General features: G+C 65.8%; 23 protein-coding genes. 10 read left to right on the forward strand and 13 right to left on the reverse strand.

Annotated features, from left to right (window positions below; genetic code table 11):
* Positions 1–104: 104 nt before the first annotated feature.
* Positions 105–1,322 (forward strand): DUF1444 domain-containing protein, encoded by a 1,218-nt coding sequence (locus AC1RDJ_RS10465; RefSeq protein WP_493027378.1) that lies wholly within the window; start codon positions 105–107, stop codon positions 1,320–1,322.
* A 12-nt stretch (positions 1,323–1,334) separates the two neighbouring features.
* On the opposite strand, the gene AC1RDJ_RS10470 is transcribed toward AC1RDJ_RS10465, so the two are convergent.
* The 3 genes from AC1RDJ_RS10470 to AC1RDJ_RS10480 all read right to left on the reverse strand — a co-directional run bounded on the left by AC1RDJ_RS10470 (position 1,335) and on the right by AC1RDJ_RS10480 (position 4,958).
* Positions 1,335–3,443, reverse strand: coding sequence for an EAL domain-containing protein (locus AC1RDJ_RS10470; protein WP_071325981.1), 2,109 nt, complete (start codon positions 3,441–3,443; stop codon positions 1,335–1,337).
* 50 nt (positions 3,444–3,493) lie between these two features.
* A complete protein-coding gene (gene yiaA / locus AC1RDJ_RS10475) occupies positions 3,494–3,925 on the reverse strand; it encodes an inner membrane protein YiaA (protein WP_493027379.1) in 432 nt (143 codons plus the stop codon).
* A gap of 85 nt (positions 3,926–4,010) precedes the next feature.
* The gene (locus AC1RDJ_RS10480) at positions 4,011–4,958 is read right to left on the reverse strand and encodes a DUF808 domain-containing protein (RefSeq protein WP_071325983.1); all 948 of its coding nucleotides are present in this window, start codon (positions 4,956–4,958) and stop codon (positions 4,011–4,013) included.
* 192 nt (positions 4,959–5,150) lie between these two features.
* Between AC1RDJ_RS10480 and AC1RDJ_RS10485 the strand changes: the two genes are divergently transcribed.
* The 3 genes from AC1RDJ_RS10485 to AC1RDJ_RS10495 all read left to right on the forward strand — a co-directional run bounded on the left by AC1RDJ_RS10485 (position 5,151) and on the right by AC1RDJ_RS10495 (position 8,392).
* Positions 5,151–5,792: a LysE family transporter gene (locus AC1RDJ_RS10485; RefSeq protein WP_071325984.1), complete on the forward strand. Its 642-nt coding sequence runs from the start codon at positions 5,151–5,153 to the stop codon at positions 5,790–5,792.
* Positions 5,793–5,895: 103 nt separating this feature from the next.
* Positions 5,896–7,731, forward strand: coding sequence for a DUF6600 domain-containing protein (locus AC1RDJ_RS10490; protein ID WP_493027380.1), 1,836 nt, complete (start codon positions 5,896–5,898; stop codon positions 7,729–7,731).
* Positions 7,732–8,095: 364 nt separating this feature from the next.
* Entirely contained in the window at positions 8,096–8,392 is a 297-nt protein-coding gene (locus AC1RDJ_RS10495) for a DUF493 family protein (protein WP_034752493.1), read from the forward strand.
* Here AC1RDJ_RS10495 and AC1RDJ_RS10500 read toward each other — a convergent pair.
* Positions 8,385–9,590: a multidrug effflux MFS transporter gene (locus AC1RDJ_RS10500; RefSeq protein ID WP_493027381.1), complete on the reverse strand. Its 1,206-nt coding sequence runs from the start codon at positions 9,588–9,590 to the stop codon at positions 8,385–8,387. The genes AC1RDJ_RS10495 and AC1RDJ_RS10500 overlap by 8 nt on opposite strands.
* A gap of 129 nt (positions 9,591–9,719) precedes the next feature.
* On the opposite strand from AC1RDJ_RS10500, the gene pdxR reads away from it, so the two are divergent.
* The 4 genes from pdxR to ung all read left to right on the forward strand — a co-directional run bounded on the left by pdxR (position 9,720) and on the right by ung (position 13,840).
* Positions 9,720–11,189: a MocR-like pyridoxine biosynthesis transcription factor PdxR gene (gene pdxR / locus AC1RDJ_RS10505; protein WP_493027382.1), complete on the forward strand. Its 1,470-nt coding sequence runs from the start codon at positions 9,720–9,722 to the stop codon at positions 11,187–11,189.
* Positions 11,190–11,264: 75 nt separating this feature from the next.
* Entirely contained in the window at positions 11,265–11,981 is a 717-nt protein-coding gene (lipB, locus tag AC1RDJ_RS10510; RefSeq protein WP_071325988.1) for a lipoyl(octanoyl) transferase LipB, read from the forward strand.
* Positions 11,982–12,018: 37 nt separating this feature from the next.
* Entirely contained in the window at positions 12,019–13,035 is a 1,017-nt protein-coding gene (lipA, locus tag AC1RDJ_RS10515; RefSeq protein ID WP_034782748.1) for a lipoyl synthase, read from the forward strand.
* Positions 13,036–13,177: 142 nt separating this feature from the next.
* A complete protein-coding gene (gene ung, locus AC1RDJ_RS10520) occupies positions 13,178–13,840 on the forward strand; it encodes a uracil-DNA glycosylase (protein ID WP_071325989.1) in 663 nt (220 codons plus the stop codon).
* 68 nt (positions 13,841–13,908) lie between these two features.
* Here the strand turns inward: ung and AC1RDJ_RS10525 are convergent, their stop codons facing one another.
* On the reverse strand, positions 13,909–16,071 hold the full coding sequence (locus AC1RDJ_RS10525) for a TonB-dependent receptor (protein ID WP_493027383.1): 2,163 nt from the start codon (positions 16,069–16,071) through the stop codon (positions 13,909–13,911).
* 92 nt (positions 16,072–16,163) lie between these two features.
* Positions 16,164–16,508 (reverse strand): hypothetical protein, encoded by a 345-nt coding sequence (locus AC1RDJ_RS10530; RefSeq protein WP_493027384.1) that lies wholly within the window; start codon positions 16,506–16,508, stop codon positions 16,164–16,166.
* A 155-nt stretch (positions 16,509–16,663) separates the two neighbouring features.
* On the opposite strand from AC1RDJ_RS10530, the gene AC1RDJ_RS10535 reads away from it, so the two are divergent.
* Both AC1RDJ_RS10535 and AC1RDJ_RS10540 read left to right on the forward strand, forming a co-directional pair.
* Entirely contained in the window at positions 16,664–17,821 is a 1,158-nt protein-coding gene (locus AC1RDJ_RS10535; RefSeq protein ID WP_071325992.1) for a PepSY-associated TM helix domain-containing protein, read from the forward strand.
* 90 nt (positions 17,822–17,911) lie between these two features.
* Positions 17,912–18,334: a PaaI family thioesterase gene (locus AC1RDJ_RS10540; protein WP_071325993.1), complete on the forward strand. Its 423-nt coding sequence runs from the start codon at positions 17,912–17,914 to the stop codon at positions 18,332–18,334.
* 65 nt (positions 18,335–18,399) lie between these two features.
* Here the strand turns inward: AC1RDJ_RS10540 and AC1RDJ_RS10545 are convergent, their stop codons facing one another.
* The 7 genes from AC1RDJ_RS10545 to AC1RDJ_RS10575 form a co-directional block, all read right to left on the reverse strand.
* Entirely contained in the window at positions 18,400–19,095 is a 696-nt protein-coding gene (locus AC1RDJ_RS10545) for an anti-sigma factor (protein WP_071325994.1), read from the reverse strand.
* Positions 19,092–19,682 (reverse strand): sigma-70 family RNA polymerase sigma factor, encoded by a 591-nt coding sequence (locus tag AC1RDJ_RS10550; RefSeq protein WP_071325995.1) that lies wholly within the window; start codon positions 19,680–19,682, stop codon positions 19,092–19,094. Before AC1RDJ_RS10550 ends, AC1RDJ_RS10545 begins: the two co-directional genes overlap by 4 nt.
* A gap of 96 nt (positions 19,683–19,778) precedes the next feature.
* The gene (locus AC1RDJ_RS10555; protein WP_493027385.1) at positions 19,779–20,300 is read right to left on the reverse strand and encodes a peroxiredoxin family protein; all 522 of its coding nucleotides are present in this window, start codon (positions 20,298–20,300) and stop codon (positions 19,779–19,781) included.
* A 94-nt stretch (positions 20,301–20,394) separates the two neighbouring features.
* Positions 20,395–21,081 (reverse strand): BON domain-containing protein, encoded by a 687-nt coding sequence (locus tag AC1RDJ_RS10560; RefSeq protein WP_071325997.1) that lies wholly within the window; start codon positions 21,079–21,081, stop codon positions 20,395–20,397.
* Positions 21,074–21,670, reverse strand: coding sequence for a phosphoheptose isomerase (locus AC1RDJ_RS10565; protein WP_071325998.1), 597 nt, complete (start codon positions 21,668–21,670; stop codon positions 21,074–21,076). The genes AC1RDJ_RS10560 and AC1RDJ_RS10565 overlap by 8 nt, the downstream gene beginning before the upstream one ends.
* A 57-nt stretch (positions 21,671–21,727) precedes the next feature.
* On the reverse strand, positions 21,728–22,102 hold the full coding sequence (locus AC1RDJ_RS10570) for a YraN family protein (RefSeq protein WP_071325999.1): 375 nt from the start codon (positions 22,100–22,102) through the stop codon (positions 21,728–21,730).
* A 12-nt stretch (positions 22,103–22,114) separates the two neighbouring features.
* On the reverse strand, positions 22,115–23,329 hold the full coding sequence (locus tag AC1RDJ_RS10575) for a penicillin-binding protein activator (RefSeq protein WP_493027386.1): 1,215 nt from the start codon (positions 23,327–23,329) through the stop codon (positions 22,115–22,117).
* Positions 23,330–23,337 lie beyond the last annotated feature (8 nt).

The raw sequence follows: 23,337 nt of genomic DNA on the forward strand, positions 1-23,337 counted from the left end.
CTGCGTGTACTGGTTTCCCCATGGCAGGTTTTCGTTTACAGTATCAATTTGGCTATTTCTTTTGCCAGGTATCATCTTTTTCGTACGGTCATCACTGGAGCAGCATGGGTTTTTTCGATTTCTTCCGCGCCCGTCCCACGCCTGACGGCTTTGCGGACCTCGTCCTGCGCCAGATCGGCCAGCGCGGGCCGGCGCGGGCATGCCATTACGAGGCGGCGCAATTTCGCATCGTCTTCGACGGCGATGCCCAGCAGATTTTCAACCTGGACAACGCCTACCGCGATTACTGCGCCGCGCCGCGCAAGCAGCGGCCGCACGTGCTGCAAAACTACCTGGCCGGTATCGACGTGCCGGGCTTGCCGGCGACCTTTGCCGAGGCGCGGGACAGCCTGATGCCCGTGATCCGCAGCCGCAGCCAGGGCGACTATCTGCGCCTGCTGGCCTTGCGCCAATCGCCGCGCCCGGCCGTGGCCGATGCCTGGCAAGCCCTCGACGACGATGCCCTGATCCTGCTGGCCTACGACACGCAGGCGTCGATGTCGACCATCGGCCAGGCCACCCTGGCGCAATGGGGCGTGACCTTCGAGCAGGCGCTGGCGGTGGCCATGGACAACTTGCGCGAGCGCACGCCGCACAGCTTCGTGGCGCTTGGGGACGGGCTGATGATGGGCGAATGGCACGATGCCTACGATTCCTCGCGCCTGCTGCTGCCCGACCTGCTGTACCGCGCCTGTGCCGGCGGCGAGCCGCTGGTGATGATCCCCACGCGCGGGCGTTTCCTGCTGGCCTCGTCACACAATGTGGCGGGGCAATTGGCGATGGTCGCCCTGGCCGACCAGCTGATGCAGGACGAGGGCCGGCACGTGTCGCCTGCCATGTATGGCGTACGGTACGGAAGAATCGTCGCCTGCCAGCCCACGGACGGGGCCGTTGCTGCGGCCCTGGCGCGCCTGCAAACGATGATACGGGCCCATCACTATGGCGAGCAGAAGCAGGAATGGGATGAACTCAACGACAGCATCGGCGAGGATGTGTTCGTGGCTACCTGCATGCTGTTCCAGCCGAAGGAGAGCGAAGGCGTGGTGTCGCTGGCGACGTGGACGCGCGGCGTCGATACCTTGCTGCCACGCACCGATATCGTTGCCATGGTGGTGCCCGACGCGGCTGGCGGCGACAGCGTCACGAAGATGCTGGCGTGGCACGAGGCGCTGGCCATCGGCGGCGAGCTGATGCAGGAAGTCGATTGCTACCCGGTACGCTATCGCGTGCGCGACTTTCCCGACCCGCAGCGCCTGGCGGCGGCGCCGCCCTGGGACAGCTAAGGGCGCCAGCGCCTAGTCCGCGCCGGCCGTCAGCGGGCGCAGCTTGCCCACGGCGTAGCCTTGCGCATAGTCAATGCCCAGGTCGCGGATGATGGCCAGCGTCGCCGCGTCTTCCACGTATTCGGCCACCGTTTGCAGGCCCATCACGTGGCCCACTTCATTGATGGCCTTGACCATGGCGCGGTTGATGGCGTTGCTGGCGATGTCGCGCACGAAGACGCCGTCGATCTTCAGGTAATCGACGGGCAAGGCTTTCAGGTAGCCGAACGAGGAAAAGCCGCTGCCGAAGTCGTCGAGCGAGAAGCGGCAGCCGAGGGCCTTGAGCTTGTGCATGAAGGCCTGCGCCTTGGGCAGGTTGGCGATGATGGCCGTTTCCGTGATTTCAAAGCAGATCTGTTCGGGCGCGATCGCGTATTGCACGAACTGCTCGGTGATGTAGTCCTGCAAGCCCGTGTCGGCCAGCGACATGCCCGACAGGTTGATCGAGTACAGGGCCGGCGCGCGGCGGCGGCTTTCCACCAGTGCGGCGAGCGGCGGCAGGCTGTCGCGCACGCTCTGGATATGGTGGCAGACGGCGCGGATCACCCAGCGGTCGATGGACAGCATCATGTCGTAGCGTTCGGCGGCGGGAATGAAGGCGCCGGGCAAGATCAGGTCGCCCTTGCTGTTGCGGATGCGGATCAGCACTTCGTCGTGGTGTTCCGCGCTGTCGCGCAGGTGCACGATGGGCATGGCGTACAGGCGGAAATAATCGTGCGTGAACGCTTCGTTCAGGCGCGAAATCCACAGCATTTCGCCATGCCGCTGCGCCAGCATGACATCCGATTCCTGGTACACGTGGATGCGGTTGCGGCCCTGCTCCTTGGCCAGGTAGCACGCCTGGTCGGCCGCGCTCAGCAGCTCGCTCATGGATTTGCTGTCCTGGTTGATTTCGACGATGCCGATGCTCACGCCCAGCTCGAAGCTGCGTTCGTCCCAGGCGAAACGGAATTCGCGGATGGACTGGCGCAGCTGCTCGCCGATCAGGCGCGCATGCTCGAGCGGACAGTGCGGCAGCAGCACGCCCAGTTCGTCGCCACCGAGGCGCGCCAGGATGTCGCTGTCGCGCATCTGTCCCTGCAGCATTTTCGCGAGCAGCTGCAGCAACACGTCGCCGGCGCCGTGGCCGCAGGTATCGTTGATGACCTTGAACTGGTCGAGGTCCAGGTACAGCAGCGCATGCACGTGGCCATCCTGCTTGGCCGTGCGCAGGGCGCCGGCCACCAGGTGTTCGAACTCGCGCCGGTTGATCAGGCCCGTCAGGGTGTCGTGCGTGGCTTGCCACGACAGCTGCTGGCTCAGCTTGCGTTCGTGGCTGACGTCGCGAAACACGACGACGGCGCCGAGGATGTCGCCGTCGCGCGACCAGATCGGCGCGGCCGATTCCTCGACGGCGATGCGCCGCCCTTCGCGCGTGATCAGCTGCGTGTGCGTGGACATGCCGATGGCCTGGCGCAGGCGCAAACACTTGATGGCCACGTGCTCGGGCGCCTGGCCCGTGTGTTCATCGACCAGGTTCAGCGTTTGCGCAATGTCGAGGCCCTCGGCCATCGGGTGGCTCCAGCCCGTCAACTGCTCGGCCACGCGGTTCAGGTAGCGCGTCTTGCCCTGCGGGTCGGTGGTCATCACGCCATCGCCGATGGAACTGAGCGTCACTTCGGCCAGTTCCTTGCGCTCGGCAATCATGAGTTCGCGCGCCCGGTGTTCGGTGACATCCCAGATGATGCCCAGCGTACGCTCGGGCCGGCCTGCCGCATCCATGAACACTTGCGCCTTCGCCGCCAGCCAGTGTTCGCTGCCGTCGGGCCAGACGACGCGGTATTGCAGCGCATAGCCGTCGCGCCGGCGCACGCCTTCCTGCAGCACGGCCACCACCTTGTCGCGGTCGGCGGCATGCACGCAGTCGAGGAAGGCGTGGAAGGAATGCGTGAGCGCGCGCTCCTCCAGGCCCAGCAGGGCTGCCCCCCTGGCCGACCAGCTCACCGAGCCGTCGATGACCCGGCCCGCGACGATGCGCGAATCCCAGATCGCCATGTGCGCCGCTTCCAGTGCCATTTGCAATCGTTTTTGCTGGTCGCTCATCGCCCTTTCCCGACATGGATATGCTCATAGCATAGACTCGCCGGCGCGCATTAGGTTCCCGTCGCCTCGGCCGGCGTGGCCGCCGTGGCGCGCGCCACGGCGCGCACGTTCTTTTGCACGGCCACGGCGGCAAACAGGCTCAACAGGAAGGCCATCGCATAGAAGCCCTTTTCGCTGTTGTGCAGGGTGGCATTCCACAAGCCGGCCGTCAGCAGCAGCAAGGCCAGCAGCACGGAAATCCAGCACAGGCCGAAGTAGATGCCGGTGACGGCGATGCCCTCGGCGCGGTCGCGCACGGATTTTTGCAGCGAGATGGCGGCGAACAGGCCGTACAGGAGGAGGGTGAAATAATAGCCCTTCTCGTTGAGCGCCATGGTGGCGTTCCACAGGCCCGACAGGTAGGTGATGGCGCCGATCAGCGGGGCGGCCCAGGAAGCGCCGATAAAGGCGTTGCTCGGGCGTTGGACGGGGGATGGCAGCATAGGATCTCCATGGACGGGCAGGCGCCGCCGGCATGGCCGCAGCGGCAGGCACGGATGCGCCTGCCGCTCCATGAGAACAGAAAGCTTACTTGCCCGATTTGACCAGGCGCAACAAAGCCGAGACGGCCGTGACGCCGGCCAGCACCAGGCCGCCGGCGATGACGCCGGCCACCGCGTTGATCAGGCTCGGCGTGACGGCCGCCAGCACGGGACCGATGCCGGCCACGCCGCCCACGGCCGCCTCCGCGTGGTGCAGCATGGCGCTGGCCCACGGCCAGCCGTGCGTCAAAATCCCGCCGCCGACCATGAACATGGCCAGGGTGCCCACCACGGAGAGAAACTTCATCAGTTTCGGCGCCGCCGACACCAGCATGCGGCCAAAGCCGCGCACGCCATCCATCAGCGCGCCCGCGCCCTTGCGCGCGGCCAGGTAAAAGCCCGCGTCGTCGAGCTTGACGATGCCGGCCACCAGGCCATACACGCCCACCGTCATGATGATGGCGATGCCGACGACGACGGCCACCTGCTCGGCGAAGGTGGCCGCGGCCACCGTGCCCAGGGCGATAACGATGATTTCCGCCGATAAAATGAAATCGGTGCGGATGGCGCCCTTGATCTTGTCCTTTTCCAGCGCCACGAGGTCCACCTGCGGGTCGCGCAGCGCCTGCGCCAGCTCGGCCTTGTGGCTGTCGTCCGGGTGCAGGTATTGATGCGCGATCTTTTCGAAGCCTTCGAAGCACAGGTAGGCGCCGCCCACCATCAGCAGCGGCGTGATGGCCCACGGCGCAAACGCGCTGATGGCCAGCGCGGCCGGCACGAGGATGGCCTTGTTCTTCATGGAACCGACGGCGACGGCCCATACCACGGGCAACTCGCGCTCGGCGCGCACGCCGGCCACCTGCTGCGCGTTCAGGGCCAGGTCGTCGCCCAGCACGCCGGCCGTCTTCTTGGCGGCTACCTTGGTCATCAGGGAAACGTCATCGAGGATGCTGGCGATGTCGTCGAGCAGGGCCAGCAGACTGGAGCCGGCCATCTCAGCGCGCTCCCATGGTGGCGGCGGGGAATGGTTGGGCTAGGAAAGTGTTGTTTTTCATGATGTTATTCTTGGTTGTACGGCAAGGGATGACGTCGGTAAGGCATGACTGCGATCTTACCCCAGGCATGGCCGGCAGCGCCGCACGGGGCGGGGTAAAATTGCTTTTATTCACCATTTTCTGGACGCCGCATGCATTTTGCCACCTGGATCGCCTTTGTCTTCGCCGCCACCATCATCGCCGTCTCGCCCGGCTCGGGCGCCGTGCTGTCGATGTCGCACGGCCTGTCGTACGGGGTGAAAAAGGCCAGCGCCACCATCCTCGGCTTGCAGCTGGGGCTGCTGGTGGTGCTGTTCATCGCGGGCGCCGGCGTCGGTTCCCTGCTGCTGGCCTCGGAAGTGGCCTTCAATATCGTCAAGACGGTGGGCGCGCTGTACCTGATCTACCTGGGCCTGTCGCAGTGGCGCGCCAAGGTGGCCGTGGCCGGCGACCTGCATGCGGCCAGCGCGCTGCCGTCGCTGCATCGGCGCGTGCTGACGGGGTTTTTGACGAACGTGACGAATCCGAAGGGCATCATCTTCATGGTGGCGGTGTTGCCGCAATTCATTAGCGCCACGGCACCCGTGCTGCCGCAGCTGCTGATCTTGGCCGTCACCATGTGCACGATCGACTTGCTCGTCATGCATGGCTACGCCTTGCTGGCGTCGTCCATGCAGCGCTTCTTCCGCGATGCCCGCGCCGTGAAAAAGCAGAACCGCTTCTTTGGCGGCCTGCTGATGGCCGTCGGCACGGCCTTGTTCTTCGTCAAGCGGGGCGCGCACGCGGCTTCCTGAGCCAGGTCAACATGCAAACATTTGTAAGCCTGCTTGCGATGCCGGCCGAAGAGGGCTGTAATCCAGTCATGTCATCATTGTAAGTCTTGCCTGGAGCGCTGCCATGCGTCCGACCCTGTCCTTCCCCCTCCTGAAAATCGTGTGCGCCGTGCTGCTGTCGTCGGCGTGCGCGCTGGCCCTGGCCGACGACCCGCCCGCCCGCGTGGGGCGTCTGTCCACCGTCGAAGGGCAGGTGCTGGTGCGCGCCGGCGATGGCGAAGCGCAGGACGCCCTGCTGAACTGGCCCGTCACGACGGATAACCGTTTAAGTACCATGCGCGGCGCCCTGGCCGAGTTTCGCGTCGGCGCGGCCGCCGTGCGCCTCGATGGCGATTCCGAGCTGGAAGTGAGCGAACTCGATGACGACAGTTTCAAGCTGCACCTCAGTTATGGCAGCGTCAGCGTGCGCGTGCGCAACCCGGACGCGCTGCGCGGCCTCGAACTGACGACGCAGCAGGCGCGCGTGACCCTGGCCCAGCCGGGCTGGGTGCGCATCGATGCCGGGCGCCAGCCGGGCACCAGCGTCGTCAGCGTGCTCGAAGGCGTGGCCGACGTGGATGGCGCGACGGGCAGCGTGACCTTGCGCGCCGGCAAGCGCGCCGAACTGACGGACGAGGAACTGCGCACGGGCGCCCTGCAGCGCGTGGCCTTCGACCACTGGCCCGAAGCCTTGCCCGCCGCCGCGCCGGCCCTGCGCTATGTCACCGAGGATACGACCGGCTATGAAGAGCTGGACCGTTACGGTGCCTGGCAGGACGATGCCGAGTATGGCCCGCTGTGGCTGCCCACCACGGTAGCTGCCGGCTGGGCGCCGTACAGCGACGGGCGCTGGACGTGGATCGCGCCGTGGGGCTGGACCTGGGTCGACAAGGCGCCGTGGGGCTATGCGCCCTCGCATTACGGCCGCTGGGTACTGCTGGGCCACCGCTGGGGCTGGGCGCCGGGGCGCGACCGCGCGCGCGTGCCCTGGGCGCCGGCGCTGGTGGGCTGGGTCGGCGGCGCGCATGGGCCACAGCATGGATCGCGCCCCGGCGTTGGCTGGTTCCCCCTGTCGCCGCACGACCGTTACGTGCCCGGCTACCGCGCCAGCGCCGACTATGAACGCCGCATCAACCGCGTCGCCGAAGGCCGCCGCCCCGTGGCGGGCGAACGCGAACGCCGTCCAGGCATGACGATGCTGCCCGGCGAGCGTTTCGGCACGCAGCGCACGGTCGACGTGCCGCGCCGCAACCGCACCACCATGCCGCCGCCCGTCATGCAAAGTTTGCCCTTGAGCACGGCGCCTCCGCCGGCCGGCAACTGGCAGCGCCCGACCGAACGGCCGCGCATGGACAACCGCACGGACAACATTCCCCGGCGCGACTGGGTCAACCGCCCGGGCCGCCTGCAGACGGACGACGGCCAGACGCGCGTGGCGCCCCGTCCGCTGATGCCGCAGCGCCCGCCCGTGCCGGCCGCGCCGCCCATTCCGCCGCAGCCATCCGCGCCGCCCGTGCCGGCACAGCCGATGCTGCCGGCCATGCCGGCCTTGCCGCCTGTGCAAGACCACGTGGGCCGCCAGTCCGGCTGGCGTGGCGAGGCGTATCCGCGCCATGAGCGGGCGCCGCGTCCTGTGATGGAACGCCCGGCCGATGCGCCGCGCCAGGACGGTGGCCGCTGGGAGCGCGGCAACCGCCGCGAGGTGTTGCAAACGGCGCCGCCGCCTTCACCGCCGCCGGTAGCCGCGGCACGCCCGGCACCGCCAGCGATGCCGGCGCCGGCACCGCGTCCCGCGCCGGAAGCGCGCGGCGGCGAGCGCGGTGCCGAGCGCGCCAGTGCCGCGCGTGAACGGGCGCATGAGCGGGGCAGCGAGCGCGGCGGTCCCGGCCGCAGCGGCCGCGTGCAGGAACAGGAGCGCTGAACGAGGCATTGGCGCCGGGCCGATTCCCGTCTGGTCGCGCCGTATGGACGTTCAGGCCGTCAAACCGGCAGTTCGTCACATGCCGGAGGCAATGCCGCGGTGTTTTCTCTACAGTAGGGGCATTGCAGAACAGCGCAATGCCGCACGTAGTGACAGCACCGATTTTTTCCCGCTATTTTGTCCAAACGAAATAGTTTTAAGCCAGCTTGCATAGCTGGCTTTTTTTTCCGCCATGCGGGCGCCATCGCCGGCGCCATGGCAACGGGCGCATGCGTCCCCAAAGTTGGCTACAATACGCTTTTATGCAGCCGCCGCGCGATGTATGCTGCGCCGCCTGTCCTTACCGGCACTGATTGGATTTCCCATGCAAACCACCCCTCCTACCGAAGTCACGATTCCTCCCAGCGAATCGCTGATCGAATACCCGAGCGATTTTCCCATCAAGATCATGGGCCCGACGCATGTCGACTTCGCGCCGACCATGCTGGAACTGGTGATCAGCCACGATCCGACCTTCCACGCGGGCCGCATGGAAGAGCGCCCATCGGGCAAGGGCAATTACACGGGCCTGACCGTGACCGTGCGCGCCATCAGCCGCGAACAGCTCGACGCCCTGTACACGGCGCTGTCGGGTCACCCGATGGTGAAGATCGTCATGTAAGCGTTGCCGCCGTCACGCTGGCCCGGCTCTTCGTGAGCAGCCAGACGGCGGCAAAGGCGCAGCTGGCGGCCGTCGTCACCCACAGCAGGGGCTTTTCGCTGCCGTCGGTGATGGCGGCCAGCAGCGCGCCGCAGGCGGCCGTGATCGCCATCTGCACGAAGAAGAACAGGCCCGAGGCGCTACCCGCCTGGGCGCCATACGGCTGCAGCACGGCCAGCTGGCAGGCCGGGATGGCCATGCCCACCGACACCATCACCAGCAGCATCGGCGCCACCAGCGACGCCACGTGCTGCGGCGCCAGGCTGCCTGCCAGCAACAAGCTGGCCGCCCCCGCCACATTGATCAGCACGGCCACGCCCAGCATGTGCTCGGCGCCCAGGCGCGGTCCCAGCGCGCGGAACAGGCTCGACCCCGCGATATAGCCGCTCACCGTCAGCGCGAACACCAGCGCATACGCGCCGGGCGACAGCTGCATGCCCCTTTGCAAGAGCACGGACGATTCCGCGATGAACGGGAAGTACGTGCAATACACGCAGCCGATGGCCAGCGCATAGCGCAGGAAATAGGCATCGCCCAGCAGGCGCCGGTACAGCGCCAGGGTATTTGCCTGCGGTGCAGTGTCGACGGGCCTGGTTTCCGGCAAGTAGGCGGCGATCAGTCCCAGCGACAGCGCCCCGAGCAGGCACAGCACGCCAAACACGGCGCGCCAGCCGAATGCCGCGTCGAGCACGCTGCCGGCCAGCGGCGCCAGGATCGGCGACAGTCCCATCACCATCGAGATGCGTCCCAGCATGCGCGCCTGCGTGGCGGGATCGAAGCGGTCGCGCACCATGACCCTGCCGATGATGGTGCCGCTGCAGCCGCCGAACGCCTGCAGCACGCGCGCGGCGATCAGCACGTGCACATCGGAAGTCACCGTGCAAACGATGCTGGCGAGCACATAAATGCCCGTGCCGGCCAGCAGCACGGGGCGGCGTCCGTAGCGGTCGGCCAGCGGTCCGCAGGCGAGCATCGAGGCGGCCGAGCCGGCCATGAACAGGCTCAGGGTCAGTTGCAACTGCGCATCGCTGGCGTGCAGGGCATCGGCCATGGCCGGCAACGACGGCAGGTAAATGTCGATGCTGATGCGCGACAGGCAGACCAGCAGCAGCACGATGCTGCCCCAGGCCCACAGTGGCATGGATGTGTTTTTATTCATGTTTTCCAGACGCAAGATGGCATGGCGCGCCACGCTGGCGCACCGGAACGGTGAGAGTAGAATGGTTGTGGTGTAATGCGAAGTGCCAGTCATCACTTATTTCATTGGACCACTTGGACGACCATCATCATGCCGCGAGGAAAATCACCGCACGCCCTGGACTTGCCCCGCCCTACCAGCTGGCTCGACAAGGCTGGCGTCAACAAGCAGGATGGCGCGTATGAAGCGCTGCGCGCGGCCATCCTGACGAAGATGCTGCCGGCGGGCAGTCGCCTGCCGTCCAGCCGCACCCTGGCGGAACGGTGGGAGTTGTCGCGCGGCACCATCGAAACCGTGTTCGACCGCCTGCACGCGGAAGCGTACGTGACGCGCGTACCCGGTTCCGGCACGCGCGTGTGTGCCGTCGTGCCGGAACGCTTCCTGATGGCCGGCCTGGACGATGCCCTCCCCGCCACGCTGGCCGCGGCGCCGGCGCCCGCCTCGGACACGGGCGTGCGCGACGGCTTGCCCTTCGTGGCCCGGCGCGCCGACGCCAGCCTGTTTGCCATGGCCGCCTGGTCGAAGTGCGCGGCGCGGGCGCTGGCCGCCGCCACGCCGGAGCAGCTGTGCAGCGCCGATCCGGCCGGCCTGCCCCGGCTGCGCCAGCAGATCGCCGATTTCCTCGGCAAGTACCGCGGCATCCGCTGCGACCCGCAAGACATCGTCGTCACCACCGGCATCCGCCACGCGATCGACTTGCTGGCGCGCAGCATCGTGCGCGATGGCGACAAGGTGTGCCTGGAAGAACCGGGCTACCCGGCCGCGCGCGCCCTGTTCGCCCTCAGTGGCGCCGTGCCGGTGGACATTGCCGTCGACGCCGAGGGCATCGATTGCGCCGCCCTGCGCGCCCACGCCGACGCCTGCCTTGCGTACGTGACGCCGGCGCACCAGTCGCCGCTGGGCGTGACCATGTCCGTCACGCGCCGCCTGGCCCTGCTGGAATGGGCGAACGACAGCGGTGCCTGGGTGGTGGAAGATGATTACGACAGCGAATTCAATTACCACAGCGCGCCGCTGGCGGCCCTGAAGGCGCTGGACCAGTACCAGCGCGTGATTTATTGCGGCAGTTTCAACAAGACCCTGTTTGCCGGCCTGCGCGTGGGCTTCATGGTGCTGCCGCCCGGCTTGCGCGCGCAGCTGCTGCGCACCCTGCAGTTGACGGGCCGGTCCGTCGGCGTGACGGAACAGCTGGCGCTGGCCGCCTGGATGGAGGAAGGCGCCTTCGTGCGCCATTTGCGCCAGGCCAGGCTGGCCTACAAGGAGCGACGCGACCTGCTGCTGGCCGTCCTCGAGCAGACCGCGCCCGGACGCTACGCCATTTCCGGTCAGCAAGCGGGCTTCCATTGCGTACTGTGGTTGCCAGCCGGCAGCGACGAGCGCGCATTTTGCGCGCGCGCCGCGCAGGAGGGGCTGGCGCTGCAGCCGCTCGGCGACTTTTGCCACAGCGCCAGGCTGGCGCCGGCCGTGCTGCTCGGCTATACGGCCCTCAGCGCCGCGCAGATACGCCATGCTGCCCAAAAGTTAGGCAGGCTGCTGCTGCCGGCCGCCGCGCCGGAATGAAACGGCGGCCTGGCTTATAATCACGGCTTCGCCGCAGCGTCCGCAGGGCGCCGGCAGCTGACCACAGAATCTGTCATGACCACCACCCGAACCGAAGCGGCGCTGATCCGCGAGCTGGGCCGCGTCGATTACGAGCCGACCTTTGCCGCCATGCGCGCCTTTACCGACGCGCGCACGACGGACACGCGCGACGAACTGTGGATCGTCGAGCATCCGCCCGTGTTCACGCTGGGCCTGGCGGCCGACCGCGGCCATTTGCTGGCCGGCGCAGCGATTGAAGAAAATTCGATCCCCGTGGTGCAGACGGACCGCGGCGGCGAAGTCACATTCCACGGCCCCGGCCAGGTGGTGATTTACCTGCTGATGGACTTGCGCCGCAACAAGCCGGGCGGCAAGCTGTATGCGCGCCAGTTCGTGCATAAAATCGAGCAAGCCATCATCAACGTGCTGGCGGCGTATAATCTCGCTGGCGAGCGCATCGATGGCGCGCCTGGCATTTATATTGCCGGCGGGCCAGACAAGGGTGCGAAGATCGCCGCGCTGGGATTGAAAGTGCGCGGCAATGGCTGCACCTACCATGGCGTGTCGCTCAACGTGGCGATGGACCTGGCGCCGTTTTCCTGGATTAACCCCTGCGGCTATTCCGGCCTGAAGACGGTGGACATGCGCAGCATGGGTGTGGTGGCGCCGCTGGCCGACGTGCAGCGGGCCCTGGCCCGGGAATTGACCGTATTACTCGATGTAACCGAGGTAAACAGCGCCGCAGGCGCGCCTCAGGCAGCGGATGCCTGAGCAAACAAACCAACATCGCCCGCAAGGGCTTGCAGCCATGACTTCTGAGACCATTTCCAGCACCGCCCCCGCCGCGACCGCCGCTCCCGCGTACAACCCGAGCGAAAAGCAAAAAGGCGCCAGCAAGACTTCGCGCATCCCGATCAAGATCATTCCGATCGAGCAAGTCGAGCGCCTGAAAAAGCCGGACTGGATCCGCGTCAAGGCCGCCTCGGCATCGACACGCTTCTATGAAATCAAGGACATCCTGCGCGAAAACAAGCTGGTGACCGTGTGCGAGGAAGCCAGCTGCCCGAACATCGGCGAATGCTTCGGCAAGGGCACGGCTACCTTCATGATCATGGGCGACAAGTGCACGCGCCGCTGCCCGTTCTGCGACGTCGGCCACGGCCGCCCGGACCCGCTGGACAAGGAAGAGCCGGCCAACCTGTCGAAAACCATCGCCAAGCTGCGGTTGAACTACGTCGTCATCACCTCCGTCGACCGCGATGACTTGCGCGACGGCGGCGCCGGCCATTTCGTCGAGTGCATCCAGCAAACGCGCGCCCTGTCGCCGAACACCCGCATCGAAGTGCTGGTGCCCGACTTCCGCGGCCGCCTGGAAAAAGCCCTGAACCTGTTCAAGGATGGCTTGCCGGACGTCATGAACCACAACCTGGAAACGGCGCCGCGCCTGTACAAGGAAGCGCGTCCCGGCTCCGACTACATGCATTCGCTGAAGCTGCTGAAGGATTTCAAGGCCATGTATCCGGACGTCAAGACCAAGTCCGGCATCATGGTGGGCCTGGGCGAGACGGACGAGGAAATCCTGCAAGTGATGCGCGACATGCGCGAGCACGACATCGACATGCTGACCATCGGCCAGTACCTGGCGCCATCGAACAGCCACTTGCCCGTGCGCCGCTACGTGCACCCGGACGTCTTCAAGATGTTCGAGGAAGAAGCGTACAAGATGGGCTTCACCCACGCCGCCGTCGGCGCCATGGTGCGCAGCTCGTACCACGCGGATGAACAGGCGCACAGCGCCGGCGTGGAATCGGCGCTGAATTTCTAAGCACCTTGCGCTGCATCAAAGCCGCCGGCTGGAGCTGGCGGCTTTTTTTTGCCTGTTCGAATCGTATGCGCCTCATCCGGCCGGGCGTTCTATACTGTCATGTTGAAAAAGCATGGTTGACGGATAAGCTATGAGGTGAGGCATGGACGTACGCATCGATGCATCGTGGAAGGCGCGGCTGGCAGCTGATTTCGCCGAACCTTACTGGGAACGCCTGGCCGCCTTCGTGAAGGCGGACTATGCGGCGGGGCAGTGTTTTCCCCCGGGTAAATACATCTTCCGCGCGTTCGACCTGACACCATTTGAGCAAGTGAAAGTCGTGATCCTCGGCCAAGACCCGTACCACACGCCGGGTGCGGCCATGGGCCTGTGCTTTTCCATACCCGAAGGCACGCCGCCACAGCCCAGCCTGCAGAATATCTTCAAGGAGTTGCATGGCGACGTGGGCGTGGCGCGCACGCGCACGGATTTGTCCGACTGGGCGCAGCAAGGCGTGTTCCTGCTCAATAGCGTGCTGACGGTGCGCGCCGGCGTGGCCGGCTCGCATGCGGGCAAGGGCTGGGAAAAGCTGACCGACAGCGCCATTCGCCACCTGTCCGCCGAGCGCAGTCATCTCGTCTTCATCCTGTGGGGCGGCTATGCGCAAGCCAAGCGCAGCCTGATCGATCCCGGCAAGCACCTGGTGCTGGCCGCGCCCCACCCGTCTCCCTTGTCGGCCAGTAAAGGTTTCTTCGGCAGCAAGCCGTTCAGCCAGGCCAATGCGTATCTGCAGGCGCATGGCCAGGCGGCCATCGCCTGGGGATAATTTTTGGAACCGGACGGCAACCGACAGCGGCAGGCGTTGCTCCCTGCCGCTGTCTTCGCGCGTAACTTTTAGAAGCTTGTCGACAAGCCGGCGTAGAGGCTGCGGCGGGCGCCATACTGGGGCGCCCCCACGCCCACGCCGGAACCGTCGCGCAGCAGATACGATTTATCGAACAGGTTGATCAGGGCCAGCCGTCCTTCCACCTTGCCGAGCGGCGTGTTTTTCCACGTATGCGTGAGCGCCGCATTGACGGTAAAGTAGCTGGGCAAATGGCCGGAATTCGGCGCGCCGCCCTCCGGAGTCATGCGCAGGCCGCTGCCGTAGAGGAAGTCAGCGCTCACTTGCGAATCGCCGAAGTGATAATGTCCGCCGCCCGACAGCGTGTATTTCTGGTCATGATCGAGGTAGACATAGTTCTTGCTGATGTAGTTCAATTCATCGGCGCCAAACAGGGCCTGGCCCGAATTGATGTTGCGTCCCTGCGCTTTTTGCGTGCTGGCGTTGAGGAACAGGCCCCAGTTTTTCTCGCTGTAGATGGCCGACAATTCCAGGCCCTTGGCGTAGCCGTCCGCATAGTTGAATGGCGTGAGGATCAGCGCCTGGCCGAACTGGCCTTCGTCGAGCAGGTTGTTGATCTTTTTATAGTACACATCGGCCGTCACGGTCAGTTGCGCATTCACCTGATGGCTGATGCCGACGTCGTAGTAATGCGTGCGCTCGGACTTGACGTTGTCGGACTGGCCGATTTCCGGCGCGTTCGTCGTGTTCGCGTACAGGTCGATGCTGCCCTGCGCGGCCAGTTCCTGCGGCGGCGGCGTGAAGTAGCGCGAATAGCCGGCGTGCAGGGCCGTGCCCGGCGCGAGCTGGTAGGCCAGGTTCACGCGCGGGCTCCATTGCTGCTCGCTCGTGTAGGCCGAGACCTTGTCGAAGCGCGCGCCGTAGTTCAGGGTCAGGGGCTTGCTGATATGCCATTCATCCTGCAGGTAAAAGCTGGCCAGCGTGCCCGTCTTGCCGCTGTTGTCCCGCACCGTGATGGGTGTGGTGGACGTTTGCGCGCCGTCCATGGCGGGGAAGACGGCCACCGTGTTGTCGCTCGTCGTCTTCTGGCGCGTGTAGGCCAGGCCCGCGCGCACGGTGTGGTCCGGGAGCAATTTGTAGCTGGCGTCGAACTGGGCGCCCGAGGCGCTGTTCGAGCGGCGCGAATCCGACGCCACGCCGTTGTAGATCAGGTCGCCAATGGCATCGGGCGTGAAGTGCAGTTCCGAATACTGGTGGAAGGCCGAGACCTGGTAATTGAGGTCGCCCAGGCTTTTTTGCAGCGACAGCACGAGGACGCGGTTCACCTCGCGCTGGTTTTCATTCAGCTGCGACGACGGCAGGCTGGACGTGCCCGCCTGTGCATCGCTGTGGCCATCGAGCGAGAAGGCGGGCGCCTGGTTCGGATTGTTCGGGATCTGGAAGCGGCCGTTGTAGGTGCCGAACATGGCGCCCAGGCGCGTGTTGTCATCGAGGAAATACGACAGGCTGCCGAACGACTTATTCTGGCGCGTCTTGTCGTGCAGGGCGCTGCGCGTGTCTTGCGGGTTTTCCACGCCCAGGGAGTTACCCAGATAGCTGCCGGACAGGTAGTAATTGAACTTGCCGACGCTGCCGAAAAATTCGGCACTCGGTTCCACATGATCGTGGCTGCCGACGAGGATGCCGATGCGCCCGCCCGGCGTCATGCCGCCCTCCTTCGTTTCGATATCGACGATGCCGGCCGTGCGCAGGCCGAACTGGGCCGGCAAGGCGCCCGTCATGAAATCCGTATGGTCGATCAAGCGCGTGTCGATCGACTGGCCGAAGCCGCTGATGCTTTCCGGCAATTGCACGCCATTGATGCGGTATTGCACGTTGGCATGGTCGTCGCGCACGTGCAGGGCGCCGGAACCCTTCGAATCCTGCGACACGCCTGGCAGGCGCAGCAGCACTTCATTGAACGGCGTGTTGTCGCCCTGGCCCAGCATGCCGACCATGTGGCTGTCGATGCTGTAGATGGTGGTGCCGACTTTCGGCGACAGCTCGATACGCGCGCTTTTCAGGTGGGCGGACGTGACTTCGACCTTTTGCATCTCTGGCGGCGCGGCATCGGCGGCCGTATCGGCAGGAGTGGCATCGGCCGCATGGGCGGACACGGTAAACAGGCTGGCAAGGGCGAGCGACAGCGCGCTCAGACGGGGAGTGTGTTGCATGGTAAACCTCAAAGATAGTCAACGCCAGGCGGCCCGGCGCGCATCAAAGCGCGGCAAGGGACCGCCTGAAAAAAGGAAAGACAGCGTGGGAACTACAACGAGGCGGCAGGCGGGCCGCGCACGGGCGGCAGCAGGATGGCGGCGACGGGCGCCAGGGCGGCCGGCACGGCGGCCAGTAAGCGGTACGGCAGTAATTGGGCGGGCGGCTCGGCGATGGCCGGCGGCACGGCGAAATCGGCCACCTTGTCGATGGCCGTGGCGCACAGCGCGCACTCTTCCGCGTCGAGGCTGGTCTTGTGCAGGTGCGAGGCGGCCGTCGACAGCAGGAACACGAGGGCCAGCGCACTGAACAGTGCCACGCACAGCCGCCACGGCGTGCGCGCGAGGACGGCGGCGCCGTGATGAGCAAGCTTGCGGGTGGGCTGGCGGGAAGACATGGGCGCATAGTAGCAAGAAAATCGCCCCGCTGTCAGCGCCTGTTGCAATTCATTTGCGCTACGGGGGCAGGACAGGATGCCAGCTGATAATGATTTTCACTCCGGGCCTTTCATGCTATCGTTCCGCAGCCCAAAATTCCCAGAGTCCCCCCTTCATGTCCAAGCGCCCGATCAAATGGCTGTTAGCCAAGCTGCACCTGTATGCGGGCCTGTGGTTCGGCGCCCTGTTCGTCCTGCTGGGCTTGACGGGCTCGGCTATCGCCTGGATGCCGGAACTCGATGCCTGGCTGAATCCGACGTTGTTGCAGGCGAGCACACCCGCGCCTGGCCAGGCCTTCCAGGTGACGCCGCGCAGCGTGCAAACGGTGGTGGATCAGCTCACGGCCGACCCCGCCTACGGCAAGCCTACGCAACTCAATCCGCCGGCCGACGCGCGCGACGTGTATGTGGCGTCGTACCGCCAGCCAGCCAAGCCGTCCATGTTCAGCCAGGCCATCGTGCGCCAGGTGATGGTCGACCCCTACACCCTGCAAGTGAAGGGCGAGCGCGACTGGGGCCGCTTCGGCCTCACGCGTCCGCTGTTGATGTCAGGCATGTTTCATTTGCACCGCTATCTGCTGTCGGGCGACGCGGGCAAGACGGTCACGGGGATTTCCGGCGTGCTGCTGCTGATGATGGCCCTCAGCGGCATCTATCTGTGGTGGCCGCGCCTGCAGTGGAAGGCGATCAAGCGCGCCCTGACGGTGTCGCATGGCGGGTCCTGGCCCCGTTTCAATTATACGTTTCACAAGGCGGCCGGTTTCTTTGCCGCCCCCGTGCTGGCCGTGCTGGCCTTTTCCGGCATCTATTTCAATTTGCCGCAGCTGGTGGTGCCGCTGGTGGCGCTCGTGTCGACGGCGCCGGACACGGCCAAACTGAAAAATCTGCAGAACGATGGCGCCGTGCTCGATGCGGGCCAGGCCATGGCCGCCGCGCAGACGCTGTATCCGCAGGCGCGCGTGTCGCGCATCGTGTTGCCGGCCAAGCCGGACCAGCCGTATGACGTGCGCGTGCGCCAGCCTGGCGAAATCGCCGACGGCGACGGCGCCACGCGCATCACCCTGGACGCGCGCAGCGGCTTGCCCCTGCGCATCCGCGATCCCTTGCGGGCGCCGGCCGGCGACGTCTTCCTGGGCTGGCAATTCCCGCTGCATTCGGGCCAGGCGTTTGGCGCGGCCGGGCGCGCCTTCATCACCCTCTTCGGCCTGATGCCGCTGCTGTTCATGCTGACGGGAACCCTGGTGTGGTGGAAACGGCGGCGCGGCCGGAAATAGGCGGCCGCCAAACCGATGCGGGGAAAGTTGCTATCATCATAGTATTCTCCGGCAGATCCGCTGCCCGGATTCACCCGCACAAGGACCAGCATGAGCCATCCCGAGATCACCGTAGCACTGTTGAATGAACGCGGCACCGGCCGCCTGCCCGGCCACCTGGGCATCGTCATCACGGACGTGGGCGACGGCCAGCTGACGGCGGAACTGCCCGTGCTGCCGCATCTGCTGGCGCCGAACGGCTATCTGCACGCGGGCAGCGTGGTGACCCTGGCCGACACGGCTTCCGGCTATGGCTGCATCGCCAACCTGCCCGAAGGCGCGAGCAACTTCACCACCATCGAATTGAAGTCGAACCACCTGGGCACGGCCCGCGACGGCACCATCACGTGCACGGCCAAGGTAGAGCACAAGGGCCGCAACACGCAGGTGTGGGATGCCGTGGTGAAAAGCAAGGAAACAGGCAAGACCATCGCCCTGTTCCGCTGCACGCAGATGATTCTGTACCCTAAATAACCGCAAGAGCGACCTCCGGAGTCGTACCCTGCAGGATACGGCCCCAGCCCTCGCTTTTGCGCTGCTTAAATTTTCACCCAGTTACCCTTGTACAAGATTGGTCCCGTCGGTCCGTTCGGATCGGGCGAACCGCCTTTCGGCTCGAGGGTGACGGCCAGGAGGGCCACGTCGTCGCCGATGGCGCGCTGGGACAGGGCCAGTTTTATATTGCCCTTGTCGGCGAGTAAGCCGAGCGAACGGGGGTTGCCGCTCTTCGGCACGGCCCACAGTTCCAGGTCGCGGTCGGCAGGCACGGGCGCGTTGCCCACCATGCGCACGTCGAGCGCACCGTGGCGGCTGTCGGCCGTCAGCAGCAGGGCCGTCTGCGCCTTCTCGTCCGTCAGGCTGGCCACATAGCTGATCTGCGGCGCGTCCAGCAGGCGCGTGGCCACGACGATCACCAGCAGCGCGGCGATGGCGCTCGAGGCCATGCCGAGGCTGCGCCAGAACGACAGCGAATCGCGCCACAGGGCCCAGCCGCCTTGCGGCGCCAGGTGCAGCCGCTGCTCGATCTGCTTCCAGACTCTGTTCGGCGGCGCCACGGGCGTGGCGAATTCCGCCATCGGTTCCAGGCGCTGGCGCCATTCGGCCGTGATATTGCGCAAGCCGGCATCGTTGTGCAGCCAGCCTTCGAAACGCCGCCGGGCGCCCCCTTTCAGCGTGCCCAGCACGTATTCGGATGCCAGTTTCTGGCGCAGCGCGTCATTGCCGCGGATATTCATGATGCCTCCCGTTTCGCCAGGCACGTGCGCAGCCGTTCCAGGCTGCGGCGTATCCACGTCTTCACGGTGCCGATCGGCAGCGACATCTGCTGCGCCACTTCGCTGTGCGACAGGTCGTGATAGAACGCCAGGGCAACCACCTGCCGGTGCAGCCCTTCCAGGGCCGACATGCAGAATGCCAGCGCCTTGGCGTCACCGCTCAGCTGCAGCGATTCGATGGGCGTGGCCTGGGGGTCTCGGAGTGCATTCATGACTTCGCTATCAAACTGTTCGGCATCGATTTCCACGGTATCGTCGCTGCGCCGCAGCACATCGAACGCCTTGTTGCGCACGATGGTGGCCATCCAGGTCATCGGCGCCGCCAGATGACTCTGGTAAGTGGCGGCGTTGTTCCAGATGGCGACGAACCCCTCTTGCAAGGCTTCTTCAGCGAGCTCTTGCTTATGCAATATACGCAGCGCGAAGCCAAACAGTTTCGATGAGGTGGAGTTATATAGCTGACGGAACGCCGTGGCGTCCTTGTTGCCGGCGGCAAGCAGCCAGGCTTTCAGTTGCTGCGGGTCGGGCGGTTGAGCGGCTAGGGACACGGCTGGCCTTCACAAGGTGAATGGGATCACGCAAGGGAAGGTTATAACAGATGGGCAACACCTGGCAACAGGGTTTTGTAAGGTGTCTGAGGGGGATCAGCCGGCGATGGCCGTTTCCAGCAGCTTGTGCAGTTCGGCAAACTCGGGCTTGCCCACATAGCGCTTGAGGATCTTGCCTTGTTTGTCGAGCACGAAGGTCGTGGGCGTCAGCGCCACGTCGCCGTAGGCCTTGGCCGCCTCGCCCGTCACGTCGAGCGCCACCTTGAACGGCAGCTGGCGCGTTTTGGCAAAGTTCAGCACGTAGTTGGCCGGGTCGTATTTCATGGCCACGGCCACGAATTCCAGTCCCTGCGCCTTGTACTTGTTGTAGGTGTCGACCATTTCCGGCATTTCCGCCACGCAGGTGGTGCACGAGGTGGCCCAGAAATTGACCATCACCACCTTGCCGCGCAGGCTGGCCGACGTGATTTTCTCGCCATGGATGCCGTGGAAGGTCACGTCCGGCGCGCTCTGCTTGTCGTTCAGCGACAGGTAGCCGGCCGCCGCCACGCCCGCCACGAAGACGGCGATGAGGGCTGGCTTCAGCCAGGATTTGCTTGCAGATGGCGAAGTTGACATGGTTTTCATTTCAAAAGCGCGGCGATGCGGCCACGATGCGACCATTATAGCCGTATCGCCGCGCTGGATCCGTAGGCCGGATGGGGGAGAACGCTTATTGCTGGACGGTATCGCTGACCGTGCTGGTGGTGCGCTGCTGCGGCGCTTCCGGCTGCAATTGCTTCAGTTCCGCTTCCGAGATGTAGTCGAACAGCTTGATCACCTTCTGCACGCCGCTCACGCCGCGCGCCACGTCGGAGGCGACCGTGCCTTCGCGCTGGGTGACGCGGCCCATCAGGAAGACGGTGCCGTTTTCCGTGACGACCTTGAACGAGGCGGCCGAGATGGTTTTCATGTCCACCAGGCTGGCCTTGACCTTGGCCGTGATCAGCGCATCGTTCGAGCGCGAGGTGTAGCTGGCCGGGCCGGCGATGATCAGCTCATTGGCCACCGATTCCACGCCTGCGATATTGCGCACTTCGCGCTCGACGGCATTTTTCATCGCTTCATCGCGCACTTCGCCCGTCAGCAGGACGCGGCGGTTGAAGCTGGTGACGTTCACGTGGCCCACGTCGCCGACGATGGAGGGGATGCGCGACTCGCCTTTCAGGGCGATCGACTTGTCTTCGGTCTGGGCGCCCAGGGTGCGGCGGTCGGCCGCGGCGACGCCGCCCATCACGGCGCCGCCGACCATCAGTTCGATGCAGCCGGTGAGCGAGGTGAGCATGGCGCCGCACAGCAAGGCGGTCGCCAACGGGCGTTGTACGCGTTTCCAGCCTGGGCCAGTACCGAATTTAGTCATTCACGTCTCCTCCGAACAAGGCGACATCGATGCCGTCGCAAATGCAGTGTATGGTTGTCAAATGTACTTCCTGGATGCGCGCCGTGCGTTCGGCCGGCACGCAGATATGCACGTCGGCGTCCGTCAGCATCTTGCCGATGGCGCCGCCGTCCTTGCCCGTCAGCGCCACGACGCGCATTTCGCGCTCCAGCGCCGCTTCCACGGCCGCCATCACGTTGGCCGAATTGCCCGAGGTGGAGATGGCCAGCAGGATGTCGCCGGCCTGGCCGAAGGCTTGCACCTGCTTCGAGAAGATGTCGCGGTAGCTGTAGTCGTTGGCCACGGCCGTCAGGATCGACGTATCGGTCGTCAGCGCCAGCGCCGGCAGCGGAAAGCGTTCGCGCTCGAAGCGTCCCACCAGCTCGGCCGCGAAATGCTGGCAGTCGGCGGCGGAACCGCCGTTGCCGCAGGCGAGGATCTTGTTGCCGTTGGACAATGCATAAAACATCAGGTCGATCGCCTGCGCAATGGGTTGCGCCAGTACGGTGGCGGCCTGGATCTTGAGTTCGGCACTTTCGTGGAAGTGCGAGAGGATGCGTTGATTATTCATAGTCTGCCGATTATAGTGCAGGCGCGCGGCATGGCGGACAAGCACTGTTAAAAATGCTTACATATCGAGGATGTTCTTCAGCCAAGTGATGCGCCCGCCATCGATGGCCAGCGCATCGAAGCGGCATGGCGGCAGCGTTTCTTGCCCCTGCAGCCAGGTTTGCGCCGCGTACACCATGCGCCGCTGCTTGGCTGGCGTGATGCTGGCCAGGGCGCCGCCGAAGGCCCGGCTGGAGCGCAGCCGCACTTCGACGAAAACAATGGAGGGGCCATCGCGCATGATCAGGTCGAGTTCGCCGCCCCGGCACAGGTAGTTGCGTTCCAGCAGCACCAGGCCTTGCAACAACAGATATGCGAGCGCATCGTCTTCCGCCTGCCGCCCGTCCCGTCCCTGCGCGCGCTTGCGCTTGCCGGGGAAGGGCCAGGACGGCATGGCGCCTTGTTCCTATTGCGTCAACGGCAAGGCGGCCGGCACGGGCACTTCCTTCGGCGGCCAGGTGCCCAGCACGCCCTGCTGGTAGCTGGCTGCCTGTTCCGTGCGTTCGAACACGCTTTGGCCATGCTCGAAGCGCACGGCCAGGCGGCCCGTCACGCCATCGAGCGTAAACGGCGCGTTCGGCCGCAGCGCCACTTCGCGCGCCACGCGGAAGGCATCGATGCCCAGCGCATACAGGCGTTCCATGTCGGCTGTCAGGCGGCGTTCGGCCGGCTGCGGCGGCTGCGGATACACCATCACCTGCGGATGGTCGCGCTGCACCTGCCACGGCAAGTCCAGCAGGCGCGTACCGTCGAGCTCGGGGCCGCTGGCGCCGCGCCCCGTGCCCGGATTCAGCGAGGACGTGCCATACAGGGGCAGGTCGCTGCCGATGGCCACGCGCAGCTGGCGCGCCTGGTCGGCGTCGAGCGCGGCAAACAGCAGGCCCGGCGGCGTGGCGGCCAGGCGCGCGCGCAGCTGCACCATCTCGGCATCGCTGAGGTAGCCATTCACGGCCGACAGTTCCACCAATTCGACTTTACCGCCCTGGCGCAGCCATTCCTGCTTGAAGGCGGCGCTGGTGCGGCGCTGCGACGGCGAGCCGGCCGACAGGATCAGCGCGCTGGCGCCCGGCTGTTCGCTGGCGGCCCAGGCGGCGACCTGGCGCGCTTCGGCTTCGATCGACAGGCCCATGATGAGCATTTTTTCGGGCAGGCGCGCCTCGCCGCGGTTGTCGGGATGGTTCAGGGCGATGGTGGGCTTGCGCACCAGGTCGCTATTCGCCACGGCCGTGACGGCGGACCGCGACAAGGGCCCCACGACGATGTCCTGTTCCTCTTGCGCTTGCGCAAACTTGTCCAGGACGTCGCCGCTGCCGTCGCCCGTATCGATCACCGTCACTTCGAAGCCGCTGCGGTCGCGCTCGTACGCCGCCATGAAGCCGGCGCGCAGCAGTTCGGCGGCCGGACCCAGGGAAGGCGAGCGCAGCGGCAGCAGCAGGCCGATGTGGCGCACATTGCCATCGGCTGGCGCCGGCGCCGTGGCGGCCGGCATGTCGAGCGGCGTGCCGGTGGCCGGCTTGCCCTTGACGGGCGCCAGCGGCGCGCCACTCTCGTCGTACGAGGTAATATTCGGCACGGCCACGGCAAATGTCACCGGTTCCGGCGCTGGCGGTTTCGGCGGCACGGGCGGCG

It is taken from the genome of Janthinobacterium sp. GW822-FHT07H10 (assembly GCF_058798675.1).

What these genes read in the sequence shown, in the direction of transcription:
- AC1RDJ_RS10465 (WP_493027378.1), top strand. Translation starts at nt 105, where the DNA reads ATGGGTTTTTTCGATTTCTTCCGCGCCCGTCCCACGCCTGACGGCTTT.
- AC1RDJ_RS10470 (WP_071325981.1), bottom strand. Translation starts at nt 3,443, where the DNA reads ATGAGCGACCAGCAAAAACGATTGCAAATGGCACTGGAAGCGGCGCAC.
- yiaA (WP_493027379.1), bottom strand. Translation starts at nt 3,925, where the DNA reads ATGCTGCCATCCCCCGTCCAACGCCCGAGCAACGCCTTTATCGGCGCT.
- AC1RDJ_RS10480 (WP_071325983.1), bottom strand. Translation starts at nt 4,958, where the DNA reads ATGGCCGGCTCCAGTCTGCTGGCCCTGCTCGACGACATCGCCAGCATC.
- AC1RDJ_RS10485 (WP_071325984.1), top strand. Translation starts at nt 5,151, where the DNA reads ATGCATTTTGCCACCTGGATCGCCTTTGTCTTCGCCGCCACCATCATC.
- AC1RDJ_RS10490 (WP_493027380.1), top strand. Translation starts at nt 5,896, where the DNA reads ATGCGTCCGACCCTGTCCTTCCCCCTCCTGAAAATCGTGTGCGCCGTG.
- AC1RDJ_RS10495 (WP_034752493.1), top strand. Translation starts at nt 8,096, where the DNA reads ATGCAAACCACCCCTCCTACCGAAGTCACGATTCCTCCCAGCGAATCG.
- AC1RDJ_RS10500 (WP_493027381.1), bottom strand. Translation starts at nt 9,590, where the DNA reads ATGAATAAAAACACATCCATGCCACTGTGGGCCTGGGGCAGCATCGTG.
- pdxR (WP_493027382.1), top strand. Translation starts at nt 9,720, where the DNA reads ATGCCGCGAGGAAAATCACCGCACGCCCTGGACTTGCCCCGCCCTACC.
- lipB (WP_071325988.1), top strand. Translation starts at nt 11,265, where the DNA reads ATGACCACCACCCGAACCGAAGCGGCGCTGATCCGCGAGCTGGGCCGC.
- lipA (WP_034782748.1), top strand. Translation starts at nt 12,019, where the DNA reads ATGACTTCTGAGACCATTTCCAGCACCGCCCCCGCCGCGACCGCCGCT.
- ung (WP_071325989.1), top strand. Translation starts at nt 13,178, where the DNA reads ATGGACGTACGCATCGATGCATCGTGGAAGGCGCGGCTGGCAGCTGAT.
- AC1RDJ_RS10525 (WP_493027383.1), bottom strand. Translation starts at nt 16,071, where the DNA reads ATGCAACACACTCCCCGTCTGAGCGCGCTGTCGCTCGCCCTTGCCAGC.
- AC1RDJ_RS10530 (WP_493027384.1), bottom strand. Translation starts at nt 16,508, where the DNA reads ATGTCTTCCCGCCAGCCCACCCGCAAGCTTGCTCATCACGGCGCCGCC.
- AC1RDJ_RS10535 (WP_071325992.1), top strand. Translation starts at nt 16,664, where the DNA reads ATGTCCAAGCGCCCGATCAAATGGCTGTTAGCCAAGCTGCACCTGTAT.
- AC1RDJ_RS10540 (WP_071325993.1), top strand. Translation starts at nt 17,912, where the DNA reads ATGAGCCATCCCGAGATCACCGTAGCACTGTTGAATGAACGCGGCACC.
- AC1RDJ_RS10545 (WP_071325994.1), bottom strand. Translation starts at nt 19,095, where the DNA reads ATGAATATCCGCGGCAATGACGCGCTGCGCCAGAAACTGGCATCCGAA.
- AC1RDJ_RS10555 (WP_493027385.1), bottom strand. Translation starts at nt 20,300, where the DNA reads ATGTCAACTTCGCCATCTGCAAGCAAATCCTGGCTGAAGCCAGCCCTC.
- AC1RDJ_RS10560 (WP_071325997.1), bottom strand. Translation starts at nt 21,081, where the DNA reads ATGACTAAATTCGGTACTGGCCCAGGCTGGAAACGCGTACAACGCCCG.
- AC1RDJ_RS10565 (WP_071325998.1), bottom strand. Translation starts at nt 21,670, where the DNA reads ATGAATAATCAACGCATCCTCTCGCACTTCCACGAAAGTGCCGAACTC.
- AC1RDJ_RS10570 (WP_071325999.1), bottom strand. Translation starts at nt 22,102, where the DNA reads ATGCCGTCCTGGCCCTTCCCCGGCAAGCGCAAGCGCGCGCAGGGACGG.